The sequence below is a fragment of the Streptomyces sp. CA-142005 genome (genome assembly GCF_050942335.1).
GTDB lineage: Bacteria > Actinomycetota > Actinomycetes > Streptomycetales > Streptomycetaceae > Streptomyces.
On the sequence record NZ_CP192078.1, the window covers coordinates 8,750,667 to 8,768,165 of the forward strand.

Consider the following 17,499-nt stretch of genomic DNA (forward strand, 5'->3'; position numbering starts at 1 on the left):
CCATGAGCGGTGTCACTTCCTCCGCACCCCCGCCGCCCCCGTCCCCACCGACATCCGAGACGTCCGAGACGTCCGAGGAGACGGAACCCACCCGGCGCATCCGGCGGTCCGCGCTGTCGCCGGGGCGGCTCGCCGAGCGGTACACCCTTCCCGCCCTGGCCGTCGCCGTGGCGGTGTTCTTCAGCCTCTACCCGCCGAGTTCCGTGGTCTTCCCGACCTCCGCCAACCTCAGCGTGGTGACCGGCAACCAGTCGGTCATCGCCCTGCTGGCACTGGCCGCCCTCGCGCCGCTGGCCGCCGGCTACTTCGACTTCTCCCTCGGGGCGAACGCCGCGACCAGTTCCCTGGTGTGCGCGGCGCTCATGGCCCGCCACGGCGTGGGTGTCGTACCCGCGGTACTCGCCGCGGTGGCGACGGGCGTGCTCATCGGACTGGTCAACGGCGTCATGGTGGCCCGGTTCCAGATGAGCTCGTTCATCACCACCCTGGGCAGCGCCACTCTCCTCGGCGGGGTCATCCAGTGGTACTCGGGCGGCCAGACCATTAGCGCGGGCGTCTCGCCCGCCGTGCTCGACTTCGGCTCCCAGAAGTGGCTCGGCCTGCCCCGCGTGGTGTCCGTCGTCGTCGTTCTCGGTGCCCTGATGTGGTACCTGCTGGGCCACACTCCATACGGGCGGGCCCTGTACGCCATGGGATCCAACCCCAGGGCGGCGCACCTGGTCGGCATCCGCGTCTGGCGCAACCTGCTGCTGACCTTTGTCATCGCCGGAGCGCTCGCGGGGATCGCCGGCGTCCTGCAGACCGCCCGTGTCGGCGGAGCCACCGCGGACAGCGGCACCAGCCTGCTCTTCCCCGCATTGGCCGCGGTGTTCCTGGGCGCGACCGCGATCGAGCCGGGCCGATTCAACGTGCTCGGCACGATGATCGGCGTGGTGTTCGTCTCCGAGACCGTCAGTGGCCTCACGCTGGCCGGTGCCAGCGACTGGGTTGACCCGGTCTTCAACGGCACCGCGCTCCTGCTGGCCGTGGGTCTGTCCACCTACTTCGGGCGCAGGCGGGCCGCCGGAGCCGCCGTCTAGCGAGGTGGCTCCGGCGGCCGGCCGGCTACGGAGGGCGTCAGCGGCGGTGCCAGGGCAGAGCCGCCGGGTAGGCGTCCTCCTCGTCGGCCTGCTTGTCAAGGCCTCGGCGCGAGAGTCAGTCGCACTGCCCTCTGCCGCATCTTCGCCCCGGGCCACAGCCACTGTGACGGCTGGCGCCGAAATCCATCAGTCAACACGTTCCCGCGAGCGCGCCGATCCTGTAGCACCCCCTGGGCAGCAAGCCCTCAAACCTCGTTCGAAGGACTCAATGATGCGTCTCTATCGCTCGGCCGCTGACCGGCTCGCCAGCCTTGAGTAATTGCCTCTGCTCGTCTTGAGAGCAGTGTCCGGTTGGTTGATGACCCTGCACGGCATGTTCAAGATCAATGAACTGGGCCTCGGCAACTTCGAGAAGTACATGCTCCAGCCTGCCGGCCTCCCGCTCACCGGGGTGCTGAGCTGGCTCGTCCCCTCTACGGAGCTCGTCTTCGGGGCCATGCTCATCGTTGGTCTGCTGACCCGCGTCGCGGCAGCATTCCTCTGCCTCGAAATGCTGGGTACCGGCTTCATCATCAAGATCCACTTCCACCTGGGCATTCTCGGCCCGAAGGGTTCCGGAGGCGCAGAGGTCGACTTCCTCATGCTTGCCGGGCTTCTGATCCCGCTCATGCTCGGCCCCGGGGCGTGGTCGATCGACGCCCTTCTCCGTCTGGACCGGCCTTGGACCCGCGTCCCCAGGGCCACCCAAGAGGCGGTGCACGCCTGACGGCTGTTCGCTGCCCCCTGTCGGCATACACCTGAACGTCCCCACCAGCGTACGGACGAGCGCGGCCAGATTCTGATGCGATGAGGAGCGTTAGAGGTCCTGGCCGACCAGTCCCGCTACCCGCGGGATCTCGTCGAGCTGAGGCGGCCACTGGGTGACGTCGCCCACGGTTACCGCCGGTCAGGGACACCGCGAGCGGGATGCCCTGACCGTCGCCCGCCGGGTGCCCTTCTCGTCCGCTGCGCCGGCGTCATGGGCCTTGGCGTCGGGACCGTCGTCATTCCCGACGCCGAGACGGAAGCCGCAGCCGACTCCATCGCGGCGGTCCTCCGCGTCGGGGGGCTGTACGGGTAGGCCATGATGAGCGTCCGAGGGAGGGGCGGGCGGCGCCCGACCCGTACGTACGACAGAAGAGCCCCGTATCCGCCATGCCGCCGCCTCCCAGCAGCGATACTGGATGCATGGACCCGACGATCACCGCTCCCCGCGCCGAGGTGCTGCGGGCCCGCTACCGCAGCCGGCTGCCCGAGCGTTTGCAGGAGCTGGCCGGCCCCGTCGAGGGCAACGTGGACCTGCCGCTCCACATCGTCTGGTCCGGGCGAGCGAGCTACAGCCTGGACCGTCCGAAGTCCCGCATGACGCTCTACCGGACCGTCCTCGCCGAAGGACTGCGCGAGGACCTGGTGGCACTCCTGCACCACCGGCTGCTCACCGAGCAGTGGCCCGTGCTGCGGCGCTTGATCAGTCCCTACATCCGCGAGGTCTGGGAGGACGCCTTCCCCGAGCTGCTCCGCACCGCTCCGGCCGACACGACCGCCGCGTGAAGCTCACTCCGCTCCACGAGCGTCTCCTCGCCGACATCCTCGACATCGGCTCCCCCTACCCCCTGGTCCTCACCGGCGGATACGCCGTGCAGGCCCACGGCCTCGTCGAACGCTTCAGCCGCGACCTCGACGTCGCCACCGAGAACCCCGCTCCAATGCAGGAGATCGTCGCCTCACTCACAGCGGGTCTCAGCGCGCGCGGATGGCGGACCACCCACGTCCAGACTGATCCGCTCAGCGGCCGTTTCCTCGTCACCGATCCGGACACCGGCGAGGATTGCGAGGTCGACGTCCTCAAGGAGGCGTTCTGGGCTCCGCCCGCGCAGACCCCCTACGGCCCCGTTCTTTCCCTCGATGACGTGATCGGCACCAAGGTCCGTGCCCTCGCCGACCGCGGCACCGTCCGTGACCTCATCGACGTCCAGGCCGCCTCCCGCCACCGCTCCACCGCCGACCTCGAATCCCTGGGCCGCCGTCGCGCACACGACGAGTTCAGCCTCGAAGACCTCCGGGACCGGCTCATCGGCGCGGACTGGTACGAGGATGAGGACTACACCGCGTACGGGCTCACCTCCCGGCAGATCGAAGAACTCAAGGCGTGGGCGCTGGAGTGGGCAGAGGATCTGGGTGCGCGGATCCATGACGAGAACGCCTGAGAGGCGGTCAGCAGGTTCCACCCCGGAGCCGTCCACGGTGGGTGGCTGCCCTGCACGGCCGATGTGCAGGGCAGCCGAGCGATACCCAGCAGTGGACTCACGGCGAAACCGGGCTGCGGTAGCGGTCAAACACTGCATCTCGCTCCCAGGTCCAGTCCGGGTCCCGACGGTGGAACTTGCTGACTGCCAGCTCGAAGAATTGGTCGGAAGGCTTCCGGCTGGATCCGTTGACTACCAGTGCTGACAGCATCGGCTCGGGACCGGTCCATCCCTGCGGCAGACGTCTGCCAGCAGAAGCGACATCGTCCGGCCGTGGTAGTGCTGCGGCTGGGCTCTCCGGGCCATACGGCGTACAACGTGGACTAGCCGGCCACTGCCCGCTCGTACGCCGCTCGGTCACTGCCGTGGGTGACTCTGCCTTCCTTCAGGGCTGGTAAGCGAGGGCATGCGCTGCATCGCCCGCGCCTACACCGTCACCGCGAGTCGAGGCTCACGCTCCTGACCGTCAGGTGGTTTGGTCGTCCGCCCAGAGGGCGTCCGGACGGACCTGCCGTCTCAGAGGCGCGTCAGCGAGACGAGCACGCGCAGGGTTCCTCGTTCTGCCCCGGCAGCAGTCGCAGGGCGAAGACGGAGCCGTCGGCGTGGACGGAGACGGGGCCGCCCCAGTTCTTGTCGAAGGTGAGGCGGGGGCGGACGCCGCGGCTCGCGTGGGCGAGGGCGCGGTACTCGTCGACGTCGCCTCTGGCGAGAAATCGGAAGACTTCCTTGTCCACGCCGGAGCACGCCTCGACGCGGGGGCCGTTGAGGCGGAAGACGTGGTCGGTGCCGACGTACTCGTTGCCGAAGAGGGTGTGGGCGGCGTCCTGGATGCTCATGCTGGCCGCGTGTTCGAGGCCGGTGAAGCGTTTGCGGCCCTGCCGGTCGGTCAGGTGGCGGGCGGTGGCGTGGCCGGAGCCGGTGAAGGCCATGAGGCCCGCCGCGGTGGTGTGGGCCAGGGACTCCTGGAACCAGGCGTAGTCCTTCGGTTGCACGTGGCAGCCCCGTACGGGCTCGGGTGCCATCAGGCCCTCGGTCGGCGGGTGGATGTCCGGCATCACGTTCGCTTGGAACGGCGGGGCGTTCCGGTTCGCTTCCCGACCCTCTTCCGGGGACAGCCGACCACCACCGCCCGGTGCCTGGAGGGCGTGGACGGTCATCGTGCGGCCGTCCGTCGGGAGCTGCGTGCTGAACAGCAGGCTGGGGGTCTCGTTCCACGCGCCGATGTGGACCGCTTCGGCGTGGGCCGAGGCGGAGGCCAGTTGCTCGTCGGAGGTGGCGGAGTCGCTGTGGTTGCCCTTGCAGGCGAGGGGGATGGCAAGGGACGGCTCGCCCGGCCGCCAGACCTCGGCGAAGTACTGGGGACGATAGCGGTACTTCACCTTCTCGCCCTTGTCCCTGCTGGTGAGGGCCCAGCCCGCGCGTAAGGTTGTGTCGGCGGGGACGATCGTCACCGAATGGTCGGGGAAACGGCTGCGCAGCATGTGCTCGGTGAGCGTGAGCGCGAAGCCGATGCCGAGCTCGCCGGACTGCAGCGACTTGTAGTGGTCCGCGATGCGGTGGCCTTCGTCGGTGAGGCCGAGGAAGGAGTCACGACCGCCGGCCAGGGCTTGAGTGTACTTGAGTGCGCCCCAGTGTTCCGCCAGCCCCCGGCCCGCACCACGCCACGACAGGGCAGTGGCCCGGGCGAGGGTGTGGAGCACGTCCCAGAGGGTCACTTCGAAGTGCCGGGGCAGCTCCGTCGGCAGGATCGGGACGAGGGCGGGCTTCCGGCGGAGTGGCTCGTCCTCATTCTCCTTGCGCTTATCGTCGTCCGCCGCGATGGCGGCCTTCACCTTCCCTGCGAGCGCGTCGTCGGAGTGGACGGAAACGTTCGAGGGCTGGGTCAGGTCCTGGAGCACTTCCTCGGTCGGCTTCAACAGCTCTCCTTCACGTTGTGCGAGCGCGGTTCGCCATCGGCTGGACCATACGGAAGGGAGGAGCGGCGCACGCAAGTGCGCAGGGGCGCGTGACTTGGACTTTGGCCCGGCGGGCCGGTGTCGGCGCCTTGGACGCACCTCGCTCGCGAGTTCCACGCTGCCGAGGGGCCTGGGGCGGGCGGCAGGCAGCGAGCCGGCTTCCGGGGTGGTCGAGCGCCAACCGGCCGACGGCCAAAGGGACCTTGTTCCACGAACCAGAGCGATGTCGGTGCCCGACAGGTCGGTGCGTGGAGGCACGTCGTCCGTGGGCAGAGTGGTCTCCTGCATCTTTGATGGCTCATCAGGTAAGTCAGCATCCGGTCAGCATGAGTCGCCGGGCTTTCCTGGAGGATTGCCTGAACAGACGCCGGTGCGACGCGAAAGCCCAGGCGTGAAGCCGTCTTGCCCGAGCGGAGCGATGTTCCTCACAATTCTCGACCGGCGTGTCCCGGTGTACAGTCGACACCGCCCTTGACCTGCACAAAGCAGGCAGGGAGCCGTCAAACAGGAGTCCAAAGTGCTGCGTACTCTGTTCAAGTCCAAGATCCACCGTGCCACCGTCACCCAGGCCGACCTGCACTACGTGGGATCGGTGACCATCGACGCCGACCTGCTCGACGCCGCGGACCTGCTGCCGGGCGAGCTGGTGCACATCGTCGACATCACCAACGGCGCCCGGCTGGAGACGTACGTCATCGAGGGCGAGCGCGGGTCCGGGGTGATCGGGATCAACGGGGCGGCCGCCCATCTCGTGCATCCCGGAGACCTGGTGATCATCATCAGCTACGCCCAGGTCACCGACGCCGAGGCGCGGGAGCTGAAGCCGCGGGTCGTGCACGTCGACGCGGGCAATCGGATCGTCTCGCTCGGCGCCGACCCCTCCGAGCCGGTGCCCGGCTCGGACCAGCGGCGCAGCCCGCAGGCCGTCGGGGTCTGACCGCGGGGCCCGGGCGGGCCGCCGCTCGTCCTGTCGGGTGAGTGGCCGCTCAGGCGTCGGGTAGGTGGGGGAGTAGTCCAGAGGCGACGTTCAGCGACTGCCCGGAGGACGCCATGACGAATCCGCTTTTCGGCCCGGTCCCCCCGGGGCCGGCACCGGGTCCGGGTCCCACCACACCGGACCCCTACCCGAGCCCCGTCCCCCCGCCCGAGCCGGGCCCCCAGCCGACACCCCCACCGGGCCCCGAGCCCACACCTCCCCCACCGGGCCCGCAGCCCACACCACCCCCACCAGGACCGGACCCGACCCCGCCTCCGGCGCCGCCGGCCCCCGGCCCCCCGGAACCCTCACCGTCCCCCATCCCGCCGGGCCCGGAGCCGGTACCGAACCCCGAGCCCGGTCCGCCACTGACCTGAAGAACCTGGTGTGCAGCGCCGGTTCTTCAGGGGCGGGGCCGCATCGATGTGCGGCTCCGCCGCGCGGGCGCGTCCAGCCACGACGCACCCGCACCCGGCGGCCGCCAGTTCCCCGAATCCCTTGAGGAATCCCTTTAGGCGGACACCTCCGACCGGTCCCCGCCCCACAACGTGTGGAACGAACCCTCCCGGTCCACCCGCCGATACGTGTGCGCCCCGAAGAAGTCCCGCTGCCCCTGCGTCAAGGCCGCCGGCAGGCGCCGCGCCCGCAGCGCGTCGTAGTACGCCAGCGCCGCCGCGAACCCCGGCGTCGCAACACCCTGCCGCGTCGCGGCGATCAGCACCTCACGCCAGTCGTCCTGGGCGTCGGCGATCTCGCGCGCGAACGTCTCGTCCGACAGCAGGCTCGGCAGATCGGCGCGGGCGTCGTACGCGGCACGGATCCGGTCCAGGAACGCGGCCCGGATGATGCAGCCGCCCCGCCAGATCGAGGCCACCGCACCCAGGTCGATGTCCCAGCCGTACTCCTCGCTGCCCGCGGCGATCTCATGGAAGCCCTGCGTGTACGACACGATCTTGGACGCGTACAGCGCCTGCTCCACCCGGTCCGCGAAGGCGGCCGCCTCCTCCTTGCCCAGCGGCACCGCCTGCGGGCCGGCCAGCCCCTGCGAGGCCTCGCGGAGCTTCGCGTGACCCGACAGCGAGCGCGCGAAGACGGCCTCGGCGATGCCGGACACCGGCACGCCCAGGTCCAGCGCGATCTGGACGGTCCAGCGGCCGGTGCCCTTCTGCTCGGCCTGGTCCACCACCACGTCCACGAACGGCTTGCCCGTCGCCCCGTCCACGTGCGACAGCACCTCCGCCGTGATCTCGATCAGGTACGAGTCGAGACGGCCGGTGTTCCACGTGCGGAAGATCTCCGCGATCTCGGCGGGGGAGTACCCGGCGACATCGCGCAGCAGCTGGTACGCCTCGCCGATCAGCTGCATGTCGGCGTACTCGATGCCGTTGTGGACCATCTTCACGAAGTGCCCGGCGCCGTCGGGGCCGCAGTGCGTCACGCAGGGCGCGCCGTCCTTGGCCTTCGCGGAGATCTTCTCCAGCATCGGGCCCAGCGACGCGTACGACTCCACCGAGCCGCCCGGCATGATGCTCGGCCCGTGCAGCGCACCCTCCTCGCCGCCGGAGATGCCCGTGCCGACGAAGTGGATGCCGCGCTCGCGCAGCTCGCGCTCCCGGCGCCGGGTGTCGGCGAAGTGCGCGTTGCCGCCGTCGATGATCATGTCGCCGGGTTCGAGGAGCGGCGCGAACTCCTCGATCACCGCGTCCGTCGGCTCGCCCGCCTTCACCATGATCATCAGGCGGCGCGGGCGTTCCAGCGCCGCCACGAACTCCTCGGCGGTCTCGGCCCCGATGAAGTCACCCTCGTGCCCGAACTCCTCCACCAGTGCCTTCATCCGCGACGACGTGCGGTTGTGCACCGCGACCGTGTAGCCGTTGCGGGCGAAGTTCCGGGCGAGGTTGCGGCCCATGACCGCGAGGCCCGTGACACCGATCTGCGCTGAAGTGCTCATACCGCCTGCTCCCTAGCTGCCTCGTGACTGCGGCTCCGTCAGTACGGGTCCTCGCCCATCCTTACGTGCCGCCAGGGCGAGCGCACATCCGACCCGCCATGCCTTTGTACGCACGCACGGCGCCCTCGGCCTCAGTCTGCGGCGGTCCGGGTCAAGCGGGAGCCGTTCCCGGCCACTTGGGCGGTGCCGAGGCCGGTTTTCCGTCTTGTCATGGCCTGTTCGCGGCGCTTACTTTTGCCCCCTCCTGACGCATGCCGAGGGGAATTCGGACATGGCCGTACGCGGCCGGCATCGCCGGTACCAGCCGAACAGGATCAACCGCGCCTCACTCACCGTCACGGCGGGCGGCGCCGGCCTCGCGATCCCGCTGGTCGCCGCCGGCACGGCCGACGCGGCCGACGCCTCCACCTGGAACAAGGTCGCCGCCTGCGAGTCCAGCGGAAACTGGAGCGTCAACACGGGCAACGGCTACTACGGTGGGCTGCAGTTCACCCAGTCCACCTGGGACGCCTACGGCGGCACCCGGTACGCGCCGCGCGCCGACCTCGCGACCCGGGACGAGCAGATCGCCGTCGCCGAGAAGGTCCTCGACGGACAGGGTCCGGGCGCCTGGCCGGTGTGCTCGGTGCGGGCCGGGCTGACACGGGGGGACGCCGACCCCGGAGCGCACGTGGACAGCGCCGCGACCCGGCCCGTGCACGCCGCACAGAAGAGCTCGGTGCGGGACGTACGGCCGCAGACCACCCCGCAGTCGCGCGCGGGCCGGGCGGAGATGTACACGGTGGTGCCCGGCGACACCCTCTCCGGGATCGCCGGCGAGCACCACGTCCGCGGCGGCTGGCACGCGCTCTACGCCGGCAACCGCCGGACGATCGGAGCCGATCCCGACCTGATCCTGCCGGGCCAGCGGCTCAGCCTGCGCGGCACCGCCGCCACCGGCACCAAGCCCGCGAAGAAGAAGGAAGGTTCGGAGCACAGGAGCGCACCGCACCGGACCAAGAGCACCGGCCGTACGCTCGTCCCCCCGGTCGACGCGCCCATCGGCACCGGCTACCGCGTGGCGGGCTCGCACTGGTCCAAGGGCTACCACACCGGCATCGACTTCCTCGTGCCGACCGGCACCTCCGTCAAGGCCGCGGAGGCCGGGCAGGTGGTGGCCGCGGGGTGGGGCGGCTCGTACGGCTACCAGGTGGTGATCCGGCACGCCGACGGCCGCTACACCCAGTACGGCCACCTGTCGGCCATCGCGGTGCGGATCGGGCAGCACGTGACCACGGGCCAGCGCATCGGCCGTTCCGGGGCCACCGGGAACGTCACCGGCCCGCACCTGCACTTCGAGGTGCGGACCGGACCCGGCTTCGGTTCGGACATCGACCCGCTCGCCTATCTGCGGGCCGGCGGCGTCAGGATCTGACGCGCGTACCCCGGCCGTCCAGGACCGGCAGCGGTACCCCGACGCCCGCGGGCAGGGTGAGGTACGACGCGGGGAGCGAGCGCAGGTCCGGCGGCTCGCCGCCGCCGGCCCCGCGGGCGCCAGGACCCGGAAGGACGCCGCCGCCCGGACCCGGAACCCGGCCCCCGCCCGGGCCCGGCACCAGCACGTTCCGCAGCACCGGTGCGTCGGGCCTGCCCTCCGCCTCGGGAAGTCCGGCCCGCCCCGGCTCGGCCTGGACGCCCCAGCGCTGCTGGGGCACGCCGGGGAACGCCTCGGCGGCCGGGACCGGTTCGGGGCCGCCGTCCGGCAGGACCGGCGAGCCGGCGCGCCCGATCCGCTCGGTCGTCAGCAGGATCAGACCGCCCGCCGCCACCACCCCGCAGCTCATGGCGAGCGCGGTGCCGGTGGCGCCGTACCGGAACGTCTCGCCGAACATCAGGATGCCGACGGCGGCCGCCAGCACCGGATTGACCACGGTGAGCGTGGCCAGCGGCGCGGCGAGCCCGCCGCCCCGGTAGGAGGCCTGGGACAGCAGGACGCCGGCGACGGCGAACAGGGCGATCACCGCGAGGGAGGGCAGGTCGTCCAGGCCGATGCCGTGCGTCCAGTCGACGGCGACGGTCTTGGTGAACACCGACGACATGCCGAACGCCGTGCCGGAGGCGGTGGCGAGCAGCACACTGCGCACCGCCGGGTGCCGGTGCGCGGCCCGGCCCGCGCACATCAGCGCCACGACCGCGCCGCCGGTGACCAGTGCCACCGCCACCCGCTGGGCCGTGTCGAGGGAGTGGCCGTCGGAGGAACCGACCAGGGCCAGCAGACCGGCGAGACCGGCGGTGGTCATGACCGCGCCGCGCCAGGCGGTGGCCCCGGCCCCGCGCCCGACGCACAGCGCCGCCAGGGGCAGGGCGAAGACGATGGTCAGGGCGCCGAGCGGCTGGACCAGGCTGAGCGGTCCGTAGGCCAGCGCCACGACGTGCAGCACACCGCCGAGGCCGTTGAGGGCGAGCGCCCCCCACCAGCCGGGGCGGCGCAGCGGCAGGTACGCGCTGCCGGGCGAGGACACCGCCACCTGCTCCTGCACGATCGCGCCGGCCGCGTAGGCGAGGGCGGACGCGACCGACAGGAGCACGGACAGCGCGAGGGCGCTCATCTGCGTCTCCTCTGGGGGCGGCGGGGGCGCTGGGCCCGACGCGACGTACGGTCGGCTTGCATGGCCAACACTCTGCCCGGCCGTGCTCTTCCCGTCGTCGTCCCTGAGCACGCAATGAGTCCTACTGCCGATGGAGTACACCAGCCGCGCGATCATCCTCGCGGCGGGTGACGGGAGGCGGAGACCCCGTACGGGGACCGGGGAACTCACCTGGTAGGTGTACTCGTCGTGGACCTCGACCCCGCTCTCGCCGCCCTCCGCCCGCTCGGCGGCTTCTTCGTCCTGCGTACGGTCCCGGGCCCGGCCGGCGCCACCGGCGGACCGGGTCCCGGGCCGCTGCCGACCCTCGCCGAGACCTACGAACGGGTGCCTTCGGACGCGTGGGCGGTGCGGGTGGCCGTGGTCGCGGACCGGCTCCGCACCCGCGAGCCACGCGTGGCCGCCTCCATCGCCCAGCAGGGCCTGGCCGCCCGGCTGTGGTCGGTGGCCCTGGGCTGTGCCGTCCGGTACGGCCGGCTGCCCGACCTCGATCCGCGACTGCTGCGCTGGGACCCGCTGGCCGCCGCCCCCGACGACCTGTACCTGACCGAGCTGCGCCCGCTGCCCGGCGACGCCGCCGGCCTGGCCGCCGCCGTGCTGCACGGACACCTCGAACCCCTGGCGGAGGCCCTGAGCGCCGGCCACGGCGTCGCACCCGGACTGCTGTGGGGCAACGCGGGCTCCGCGCTCGCCGGGGCGGCCCGCGAACTGGACCGCTGGGCCCGCGCGCACGGCCGTACCGAGCCGGCCGGCCGGGCCCGCGCCCTGACGGACGAACTCTTCGCCCACCCCCTGCTCCGCGCCACCGGCACCCGCACCGGCACCGCCTTCCGCCGCCGCAGCTGCTGCCTGTACTACCGGGTGCCCGGCGGAGGGGTCTGCGGCGACTGCTGCTTCACGCGGCCGCCGCGCTCTTCCCCAGGGGCCGCTTCTGGGTGACCATGAAGGGAACCTGCCGCCGGTACAAGGGGGTTGTCAGGTGCGTGTGGGACTGCTGACCCGGGAGTACCCCCCGGACGTGTACGGCGGCGCCGGTGTCCATGTGGAGTTCCTCGCCCGGGAGTTGACCTCCCTCGTGGACCTGGAGGTGCACTGCTGGGGCGAGGGCCGCGGAGTCGGCGTCGTACGCCACCGCCCCTGGTCCGCGCTCGACGGCGCCAACGACGCGCTGCGCACCTTCTCCGTGGACCTGTCCATCGCCGCCGCCCTCGAAGGCCGCGAACTCGTCCACTCCCACACCTGGTACGCGAACCTCGCCGGCCACTTCGCCAAGCTCCTGCACGGCGTCCCGCACGTGGTCACCGCCCACTCGCTGGAGCCGCTGCGGCCCTGGAAGGCCGAGCAACTGGGCGGCGGATACGCGCTGTCGGGCTGGGCCGAACGCACCGCGATCGAGGCCGCCGACGCGGTGATCGCCGTGTCCGGCGCCATGCGCGAGGACATCCTCGCCTGCTACCCGGCGCTCGACCCGGCCACCGTGCACATCGTGCACAACGGCATCGACACCCACCTCTACCGGCCCGACCGCGGCACCGACGCCCTCAGCCGGCACGGCATCGACCCCGCACGCCCGTACGTGCTGTTCGTCGGCCGGATCACCCGCCAGAAGGGCGTGCCCCATCTGCTGCGCGCCGTACGGGACATCGACCCGGGCGTCCAGGTCGTGCTGTGCGCGGGCGCCCCCGACACCCCGGAGATCGACCGGGAGTTCCGGGAGCTGTTCGAGGAGCTGAGCCGGGTCCGCGCGGGCGTGTTCTGGATCCCGCAGATGCTGCCGCGCCCCGAGGTGATCCAACTCCTCACCCGCGCGGCCGTGTTCGCCTGCCCCTCGGTGTACGAACCCCTCGGCATCGTCAACCTGGAGGCGATGGCCTGCGGCACCCCGGTCGTGGCCTCCCGGGTCGGCGGGATCCCGGAGGTCGTGGACGACGGCCGTACGGGCCTCCTGGTCGACGTGGACGACGCGTTCGAGGCGGGTCTCACCCGGGCGCTGGACACCGTGCTCGGCGATCCGGAGGGGGCCCGGCGGATGGGGGAGGCCGGACGGGAGCGCGCGGTGGGGGAGTTCGGCTGGGACGCGGTGGCCCGGCGCACGGCCGCGCTGTACGAGGAGATCCTCAAGCAGGCTTAGCCACGCCTGCTCGGGGCAGCCATGGTTCAACCAGGGTGAGGGGAGCGGCCATGCGTCGTGGAGGGCCTTCCGTACTCGGGATCGTACTGGCGGGCGGCGAGGGAAAGCGTCTGATGCCGCTGACCGCCGACCGCGCCAAACCAGCCGTCACCTTCGGCGGCACCTACCGTCTCGTCGACTTCGTCCTGTCCAACCTCGTCAACGCCGACGTCCTGCGGATCTGCGTGCTGACCCAGTACAAGTCGCACTCGCTGGACCGGCACATCACCACCACCTGGCGGATGTCCAGCCTGCTCGGCAACTACGTCACACCCGTCCCGGCCCAGCAGCGCCTCGGCCCGCGCTGGTACCTGGGCAGCGCCGACGCGATCCTGCAGTCACTGAACCTGATCCACGACGAACAGCCCGAGTACGTGGCCGTGTTCGGCGCCGACCACGTGTACCGCATGGATCCGCGGCAGATGCTCGCCCAGCACATCGAGGGCGGCGCCGGGGTGACGGTGGCGGGCATCCGGGTGCCGCGCGCGGAGTCCTCGTCGTTCGGGGTGATCACGCCGGGGCGGGACGGCCAGGTCGTCGAGCGCTTCCTGGAGAAGCCCGCCGATCCGCCGGGCCTGCGGGACGACCCGGAGACCGTCTTCGCCTCGATGGGCAACTACATCTTCACCACCAAGGCCCTGATCGAGGCGCTGCACCGGGACGCCGAGGACGAGCAGTCGGTGCACGACATGGGCGGCTCGATCCTGCCCCAGCTCACCGCGCGCGGCGAGGCCCAGCTGTACGACTTCGCCGAGAACCACGTGCCCGGCGAGACCAGCCGCGACCAGGGCTACTGGCGGGACGTGGGCACCCTGGACGCCTACTACGAGGCGCACATGGACCTCATCGCCGAGCGGCCCGCGTTCAACCTCTACAACCGCCAGTGGCCCATCTACACCCACTCGGGCCAGCTCTCCCCGGCCCGCTTCAACGCGGGCGGCATCGCGGGCGAGTCCATCATCAGCGCGGGCTGCCTGATCCGCGGTCAGGTCACCCGGTCCGTCCTCTCCCCGGGCGTACGCGTCGACCCGGGCGCGGTGGTCCAGGGCTCGGTGCTGCACGACAACGTGCGCATCGGCCGGGGCGCGGTGGTACGCGGCGCCGTCCTGGACAAGAACGTCGAGGTCCCGCCCGGCGCGACCATCGGCGTCAACCCGGAACGGGACGCGGAGCTGTACACCGTGTCCAAGGGCGGGGTGATCGCCCTGGGCAAGGGGCAGCGGGTGCCCTAGGGATAGGGTCCGCGGCATGCGATGCGCCATATGCGGTTCCGGCCGGCTGAGTCCGGTCGGTGAGCTCTCCTCGGGGGAGAGGCGGTTCGAGCGGCTGCGGCTGAGGTTCCGCCGGCCGGGACTCCTCAAGCCCCGGCCGGAGTTCGAGGCCTCCCTCGGGCGTGCCTGCCGCGACTGCGGAGCCCTGTTCCCCTTCCTCACGGAGTACGACCGGCGGGAACTGGACGCGGTGGCCGAGGACCTGATCGAGGTCGAGGACGCCGTCCCCGCCCCCCACCCCTGGGACCCGCCCGGCAGCCCGGGTTAGGGCCAGGCGCGTGTCGGATGCTCCCGCGCTCACGTTCCGGCCCGCCACCCGCGCCGCGAGCAGGACCCGCGGCACGAGATGCCGGTCCTCGTCGAGGCCGGGACCGGCGCGGTGATGGGCTGTCCGCAGGCGACGTACATCCCGGGACTCGGCAAGGGCGGTGCCGATCGGGCGCTGATCGAGGAGGTGCGGATCCGCGCGGACCGGCGCGGCGGCGGGCTCGGCCGGACGCTGATGGAGCGGGCCGTGGCACGGGCACGCGCGCCAGGCTGGGCTTCGTCCGCAGCCACGAGGGCTTCAGGCTGACGACACTCTGACGCCACGTCACCATGCGGGCCCCGCCGGGCGCGACGCGTTCGGCCCGATCGTCGTATCTTGCCCGGATCTGAGTCGTTCGACCTTCAGGATTCAGACATCGATGTCGAACCTGCGGAGGTCATGCGACATGAGAGGGACCCGGCGCACGCGGCTGTGCCTGGCCGGGGTGATGGCAGTGTCCACGCTGATCGCCACCCCGGCCGCACGGGCCGCCGAGCGGACCGACGGCCACCTCACCGATCTGGTCAACCCGTTCATCGGGACCCAGGACGAGGGCAACACCTTCCCCGGCGCGGCCGTGCCCTTCGGCATGGTGCAGCTCTCCCCGGACACCGGGCACAACACCGGCTACGACTACACGCAGAACCGCATCCGCGGTTTCTCCCTGGTCCATCTCTCCGGCGTCGGCTGCCGCATCGGCGGCGACCTGCCCGTGCTGCCGACCACCGGCGACGTCACGCAGACGGACTACACCCGGTACGCGGCCGGCTTCTCGCACCGGGCCGAGACGGCGAGCCCCGGCTACTACCGGGTCGGCCTCTCCTCCGGCATCCGCGCCGAGCTGACCGCGACCGAGCGCACCGGCGTGCAGCGCTACACCTTCCCCGCCACCGCCAAGGCCAACGTCCTGCTGAACGCGGCCCAGTCCCTGCACAAGGGGGTCTCCAGCAGCGTCGAGATCCTCGACGACCACACCGTGCGCACCGAGATCACCGGGCACGGCTTCTGCCGGGACACCGGCCCCTACACGGTCTACACGATCACCCGGTTCAGCCGGCCCTTCACCGCGTACGGCACCTGGGACGGCGCGACGCTCACCCGGGGCTCCCGCAGCGGGCCCGGCGGCGCCTACGTCCGCTTCGACACCACCAAGCACCGTACGGTCGAGGCGACCACGGCCCTGTCGTACGTCGACGCGCGCGGCGCGGCCGGGAACCTGGCCGCCGAGGGCGGCCGGTCCTTCGACGCCGTGCGCGAGCGGGCCCGCCAGGCGTGGGAGAGGCGGCTCGGCGCCGTCCGCGTCCGGGGCGGCAGCCGCACGCTGCGCCGGACCTTCTACTCCTCGCTGTACCGGTCCTTTCTCGCGCCGAACGTCGGCAGCGACACCGACGGCCGCTACTTCGGCTGGGACCGCCGGGTCCACCACGCCGAGGGCTTCACGTACTACCAGAACTGGTCGCTGTGGGACACCTACCGCACCCAGGCCCAGCTCCTCGCGCTCCTCGCGCCGCGCGAGGCACGGGACATGGCCCGCTCGGTCGTCGCCGTCGACGAGGACGGCGGCTGGCTGCCCAAGTGGGGGTACGGGCCGGTCGAGACGAACATCATGAGCGGCGACCCCGTCACCCCGCTCCTGACCACGGCCTACCACACGGGGCTGCTCAAGGGCTTCGAGGAGCGGGTCTACCGCGCGCTGAAGAAGAACGCCGACGGCGTCCCCCCGGCCGACTACCCGGGCATCGGCCGGGAGGCCAACGCCGAGTACCTCGCGCACGGCTTCGCCCCGTACGACAAGAACCGGCCGTACGCCAAGATGGGCGACTCCGACTACCACCACGGAGCCTCCGTCACGCTGGAGTACGCCCTCGCCGACGCCATGCTGGCCCAGATGGCGCGCGGCCTCGGCCACGACGCCGACGCCGCCCGCTACGCGGCACGGGCGCAGAACTACCGGCACATCTTCGACCCCGCGACCGGCTTCTTCCGTGCCCGCGACGCCTCCGGCGCCTTCACCGGCTCGGCCGACCCGGCGCGCGGCACCGGCTTCCACGAGGGCACCGCCTGGCAGTACCAGTGGCTCGTGCCGCAGGACGTGCCCGGCGTGGTGCGGCTCATCGGCGGCGAGGCCGCGGCCAACGACCGGCTGGACTCCTTCTTCGCCTACGACCGGCTGCTGGCCGACCCCGCGAGGACGGCCCGCGAGGTGTGGGTGCACGGCGACGCGTACGCGTACTACAACGCCGACAAGTACAACCCGATGAACGAGCCCGACCTCATCGCCCCCTACACCTACCTGGCCACCGGCCAGCCGTGGAAGACCACCGACGTGGTGCACGCCGCCCTGACCCTCTTCACCGACGGGCCCACCGGCATCACCGGCAACGACGACCTGGGCACGATGTCCGCCTGGAACGTGCTGTCGTCCATCGGGCTGTTCCCGATCCAGCCCGGCTACGACACCTGGGGCCTGTCCACGCCGGTCTTCGACCGCGTCGACCTCACCCTGGACCGCCGGTACTGGCCGAGCGGCCGGCTGGCGATCGCCGCGCCGGGCACCTCGGCCACCGACCGGTACATCCAGACCGTCCGCACCGACGGAACACCGCACGCGCGGACCTATCTGACGACGGGTGCGCTGCGCTCCCTGCGCTCGCTCGCGTTCACGGTCGGCCCGCGCCCGTCCGAGTGGGGTACGTCACCCGGGGCGGCGCAGCCCGTCCTGAGGTGACGCACATATCCCTAGGTCCCGCCCCTGTTGCAGGGGCGGGACTTAATCTCCTGTTAACTGAGCGTAGCCTGATCGTACTTGACCGTAATCGGTTGACAGAGATTGACTGCGCGTGACTGTCAGATCCACCCGTCGTCGACGCGTGAGGCA

The 17,499-nt window shown here is 71.6% G+C and carries 15 protein-coding genes; 12 read left to right on the plus strand and 3 right to left on the minus strand.

Translation table 11 applies throughout. From position 1 onward, the window contains the following. Nucleotides 1-2: 2 nt before the first annotated feature. The 4 genes from ACQPXS_RS40350 (at nucleotide 3) to ACQPXS_RS40365 (ending at nucleotide 3,325) form a co-directional block, all read left to right on the plus strand. A complete protein-coding gene (locus tag ACQPXS_RS40350; protein WP_433454489.1) occupies nucleotides 3-1,079 on the plus strand; it encodes an ABC transporter permease in 1,077 nt (358 codons plus the stop codon). A gap of 334 nt (nucleotides 1,080-1,413) precedes the next feature. Beyond that, entirely contained in the window at nucleotides 1,414-1,845 is a 432-nt protein-coding gene (locus ACQPXS_RS40355; protein WP_433456169.1) for a DoxX family protein, read from the plus strand. A 461-nt stretch (nucleotides 1,846-2,306) separates the two neighbouring features. After that, the gene (locus ACQPXS_RS40360) at nucleotides 2,307-2,669 is read left to right on the plus strand and encodes a hypothetical protein (RefSeq protein ID WP_433454490.1); all 363 of its coding nucleotides are present in this window, start codon (nucleotides 2,307-2,309) and stop codon (nucleotides 2,667-2,669) included. Then, entirely contained in the window at nucleotides 2,666-3,325 is a 660-nt protein-coding gene (locus tag ACQPXS_RS40365; RefSeq protein ID WP_433454491.1) for a nucleotidyl transferase AbiEii/AbiGii toxin family protein, read from the plus strand. The genes ACQPXS_RS40360 and ACQPXS_RS40365 overlap by 4 nt, the downstream gene beginning before the upstream one ends. 566 nt (nucleotides 3,326-3,891) lie before the next feature. Here ACQPXS_RS40365 and ACQPXS_RS40370 read toward each other — a convergent pair. Then, the gene (locus ACQPXS_RS40370; RefSeq protein ID WP_433454492.1) at nucleotides 3,892-5,280 is read right to left on the minus strand and encodes a hypothetical protein; all 1,389 of its coding nucleotides are present in this window, start codon (nucleotides 5,278-5,280) and stop codon (nucleotides 3,892-3,894) included. 556 nt (nucleotides 5,281-5,836) lie between these two features. Here ACQPXS_RS40370 and panD point away from each other — a divergent pair. Beyond that, complete coding sequence (panD, locus tag ACQPXS_RS40375; RefSeq protein ID WP_433454493.1) at nucleotides 5,837-6,256, plus strand: aspartate 1-decarboxylase; 420 nt, start codon at nucleotides 5,837-5,839, stop codon at nucleotides 6,254-6,256. Nucleotides 6,257-6,806: 550 nt separating this feature from the next. On the opposite strand, the gene gndA is transcribed toward panD, so the two are convergent. Further along, complete coding sequence (gndA, locus tag ACQPXS_RS40380; RefSeq protein WP_433454494.1) at nucleotides 6,807-8,246, minus strand: NADP-dependent phosphogluconate dehydrogenase; 1,440 nt, start codon at nucleotides 8,244-8,246, stop codon at nucleotides 6,807-6,809. 271 nt (nucleotides 8,247-8,517) lie between these two features. Here gndA and ACQPXS_RS40385 point away from each other — a divergent pair, with 271 nt between their 5' ends. Further along, the gene (locus ACQPXS_RS40385; RefSeq protein WP_433454495.1) at nucleotides 8,518-9,660 is read left to right on the plus strand and encodes a transglycosylase family protein; all 1,143 of its coding nucleotides are present in this window, start codon (nucleotides 8,518-8,520) and stop codon (nucleotides 9,658-9,660) included. On the opposite strand, the gene ACQPXS_RS40390 is transcribed toward ACQPXS_RS40385, so the two are convergent. Then, nucleotides 9,650-10,834 (minus strand): DMT family transporter, encoded by a 1,185-nt coding sequence (locus tag ACQPXS_RS40390; RefSeq protein ID WP_433454496.1) that lies wholly within the window; start codon nucleotides 10,832-10,834, stop codon nucleotides 9,650-9,652. The genes ACQPXS_RS40385 and ACQPXS_RS40390 overlap by 11 nt on opposite strands. Before the next feature lie 228 nt (nucleotides 10,835-11,062). Between ACQPXS_RS40390 and ACQPXS_RS40395 the strand changes: the two genes are divergently transcribed. From ACQPXS_RS40395 to ACQPXS_RS40420, 6 genes are all read left to right on the plus strand, one after another. Then, entirely contained in the window at nucleotides 11,063-11,812 is a 750-nt protein-coding gene (locus ACQPXS_RS40395) for a (2Fe-2S)-binding protein (RefSeq protein WP_433454497.1), read from the plus strand. A gap of 40 nt (nucleotides 11,813-11,852) precedes the next feature. Beyond that, nucleotides 11,853-13,004, plus strand: a complete 1,152-nt coding sequence (gene glgA / locus ACQPXS_RS40400; protein ID WP_356307005.1) for a glycogen synthase — start codon at nucleotides 11,853-11,855, stop codon at nucleotides 13,002-13,004. Between the two features lie 50 nt (nucleotides 13,005-13,054). Next, nucleotides 13,055-14,275, plus strand: a complete 1,221-nt coding sequence (gene glgC / locus ACQPXS_RS40405; RefSeq protein WP_433454498.1) for a glucose-1-phosphate adenylyltransferase — start codon at nucleotides 13,055-13,057, stop codon at nucleotides 14,273-14,275. A gap of 16 nt (nucleotides 14,276-14,291) precedes the next feature. Continuing rightward, nucleotides 14,292-14,582: a hypothetical protein gene (locus tag ACQPXS_RS40410; RefSeq protein WP_433454499.1), complete on the plus strand. Its 291-nt coding sequence runs from the start codon at nucleotides 14,292-14,294 to the stop codon at nucleotides 14,580-14,582. A gap of 78 nt (nucleotides 14,583-14,660) precedes the next feature. Further along, on the plus strand, nucleotides 14,661-14,888 hold the full coding sequence (locus tag ACQPXS_RS40415) for a GNAT family N-acetyltransferase (RefSeq protein ID WP_433454500.1): 228 nt from the start codon (nucleotides 14,661-14,663) through the stop codon (nucleotides 14,886-14,888). A gap of 139 nt (nucleotides 14,889-15,027) precedes the next feature. Continuing rightward, on the plus strand, nucleotides 15,028-17,349 hold the full coding sequence (locus ACQPXS_RS40420) for a GH92 family glycosyl hydrolase (RefSeq protein ID WP_433454501.1): 2,322 nt from the start codon (nucleotides 15,028-15,030) through the stop codon (nucleotides 17,347-17,349). The last annotated feature ends 150 nt before the right edge of the window (nucleotides 17,350-17,499 follow it).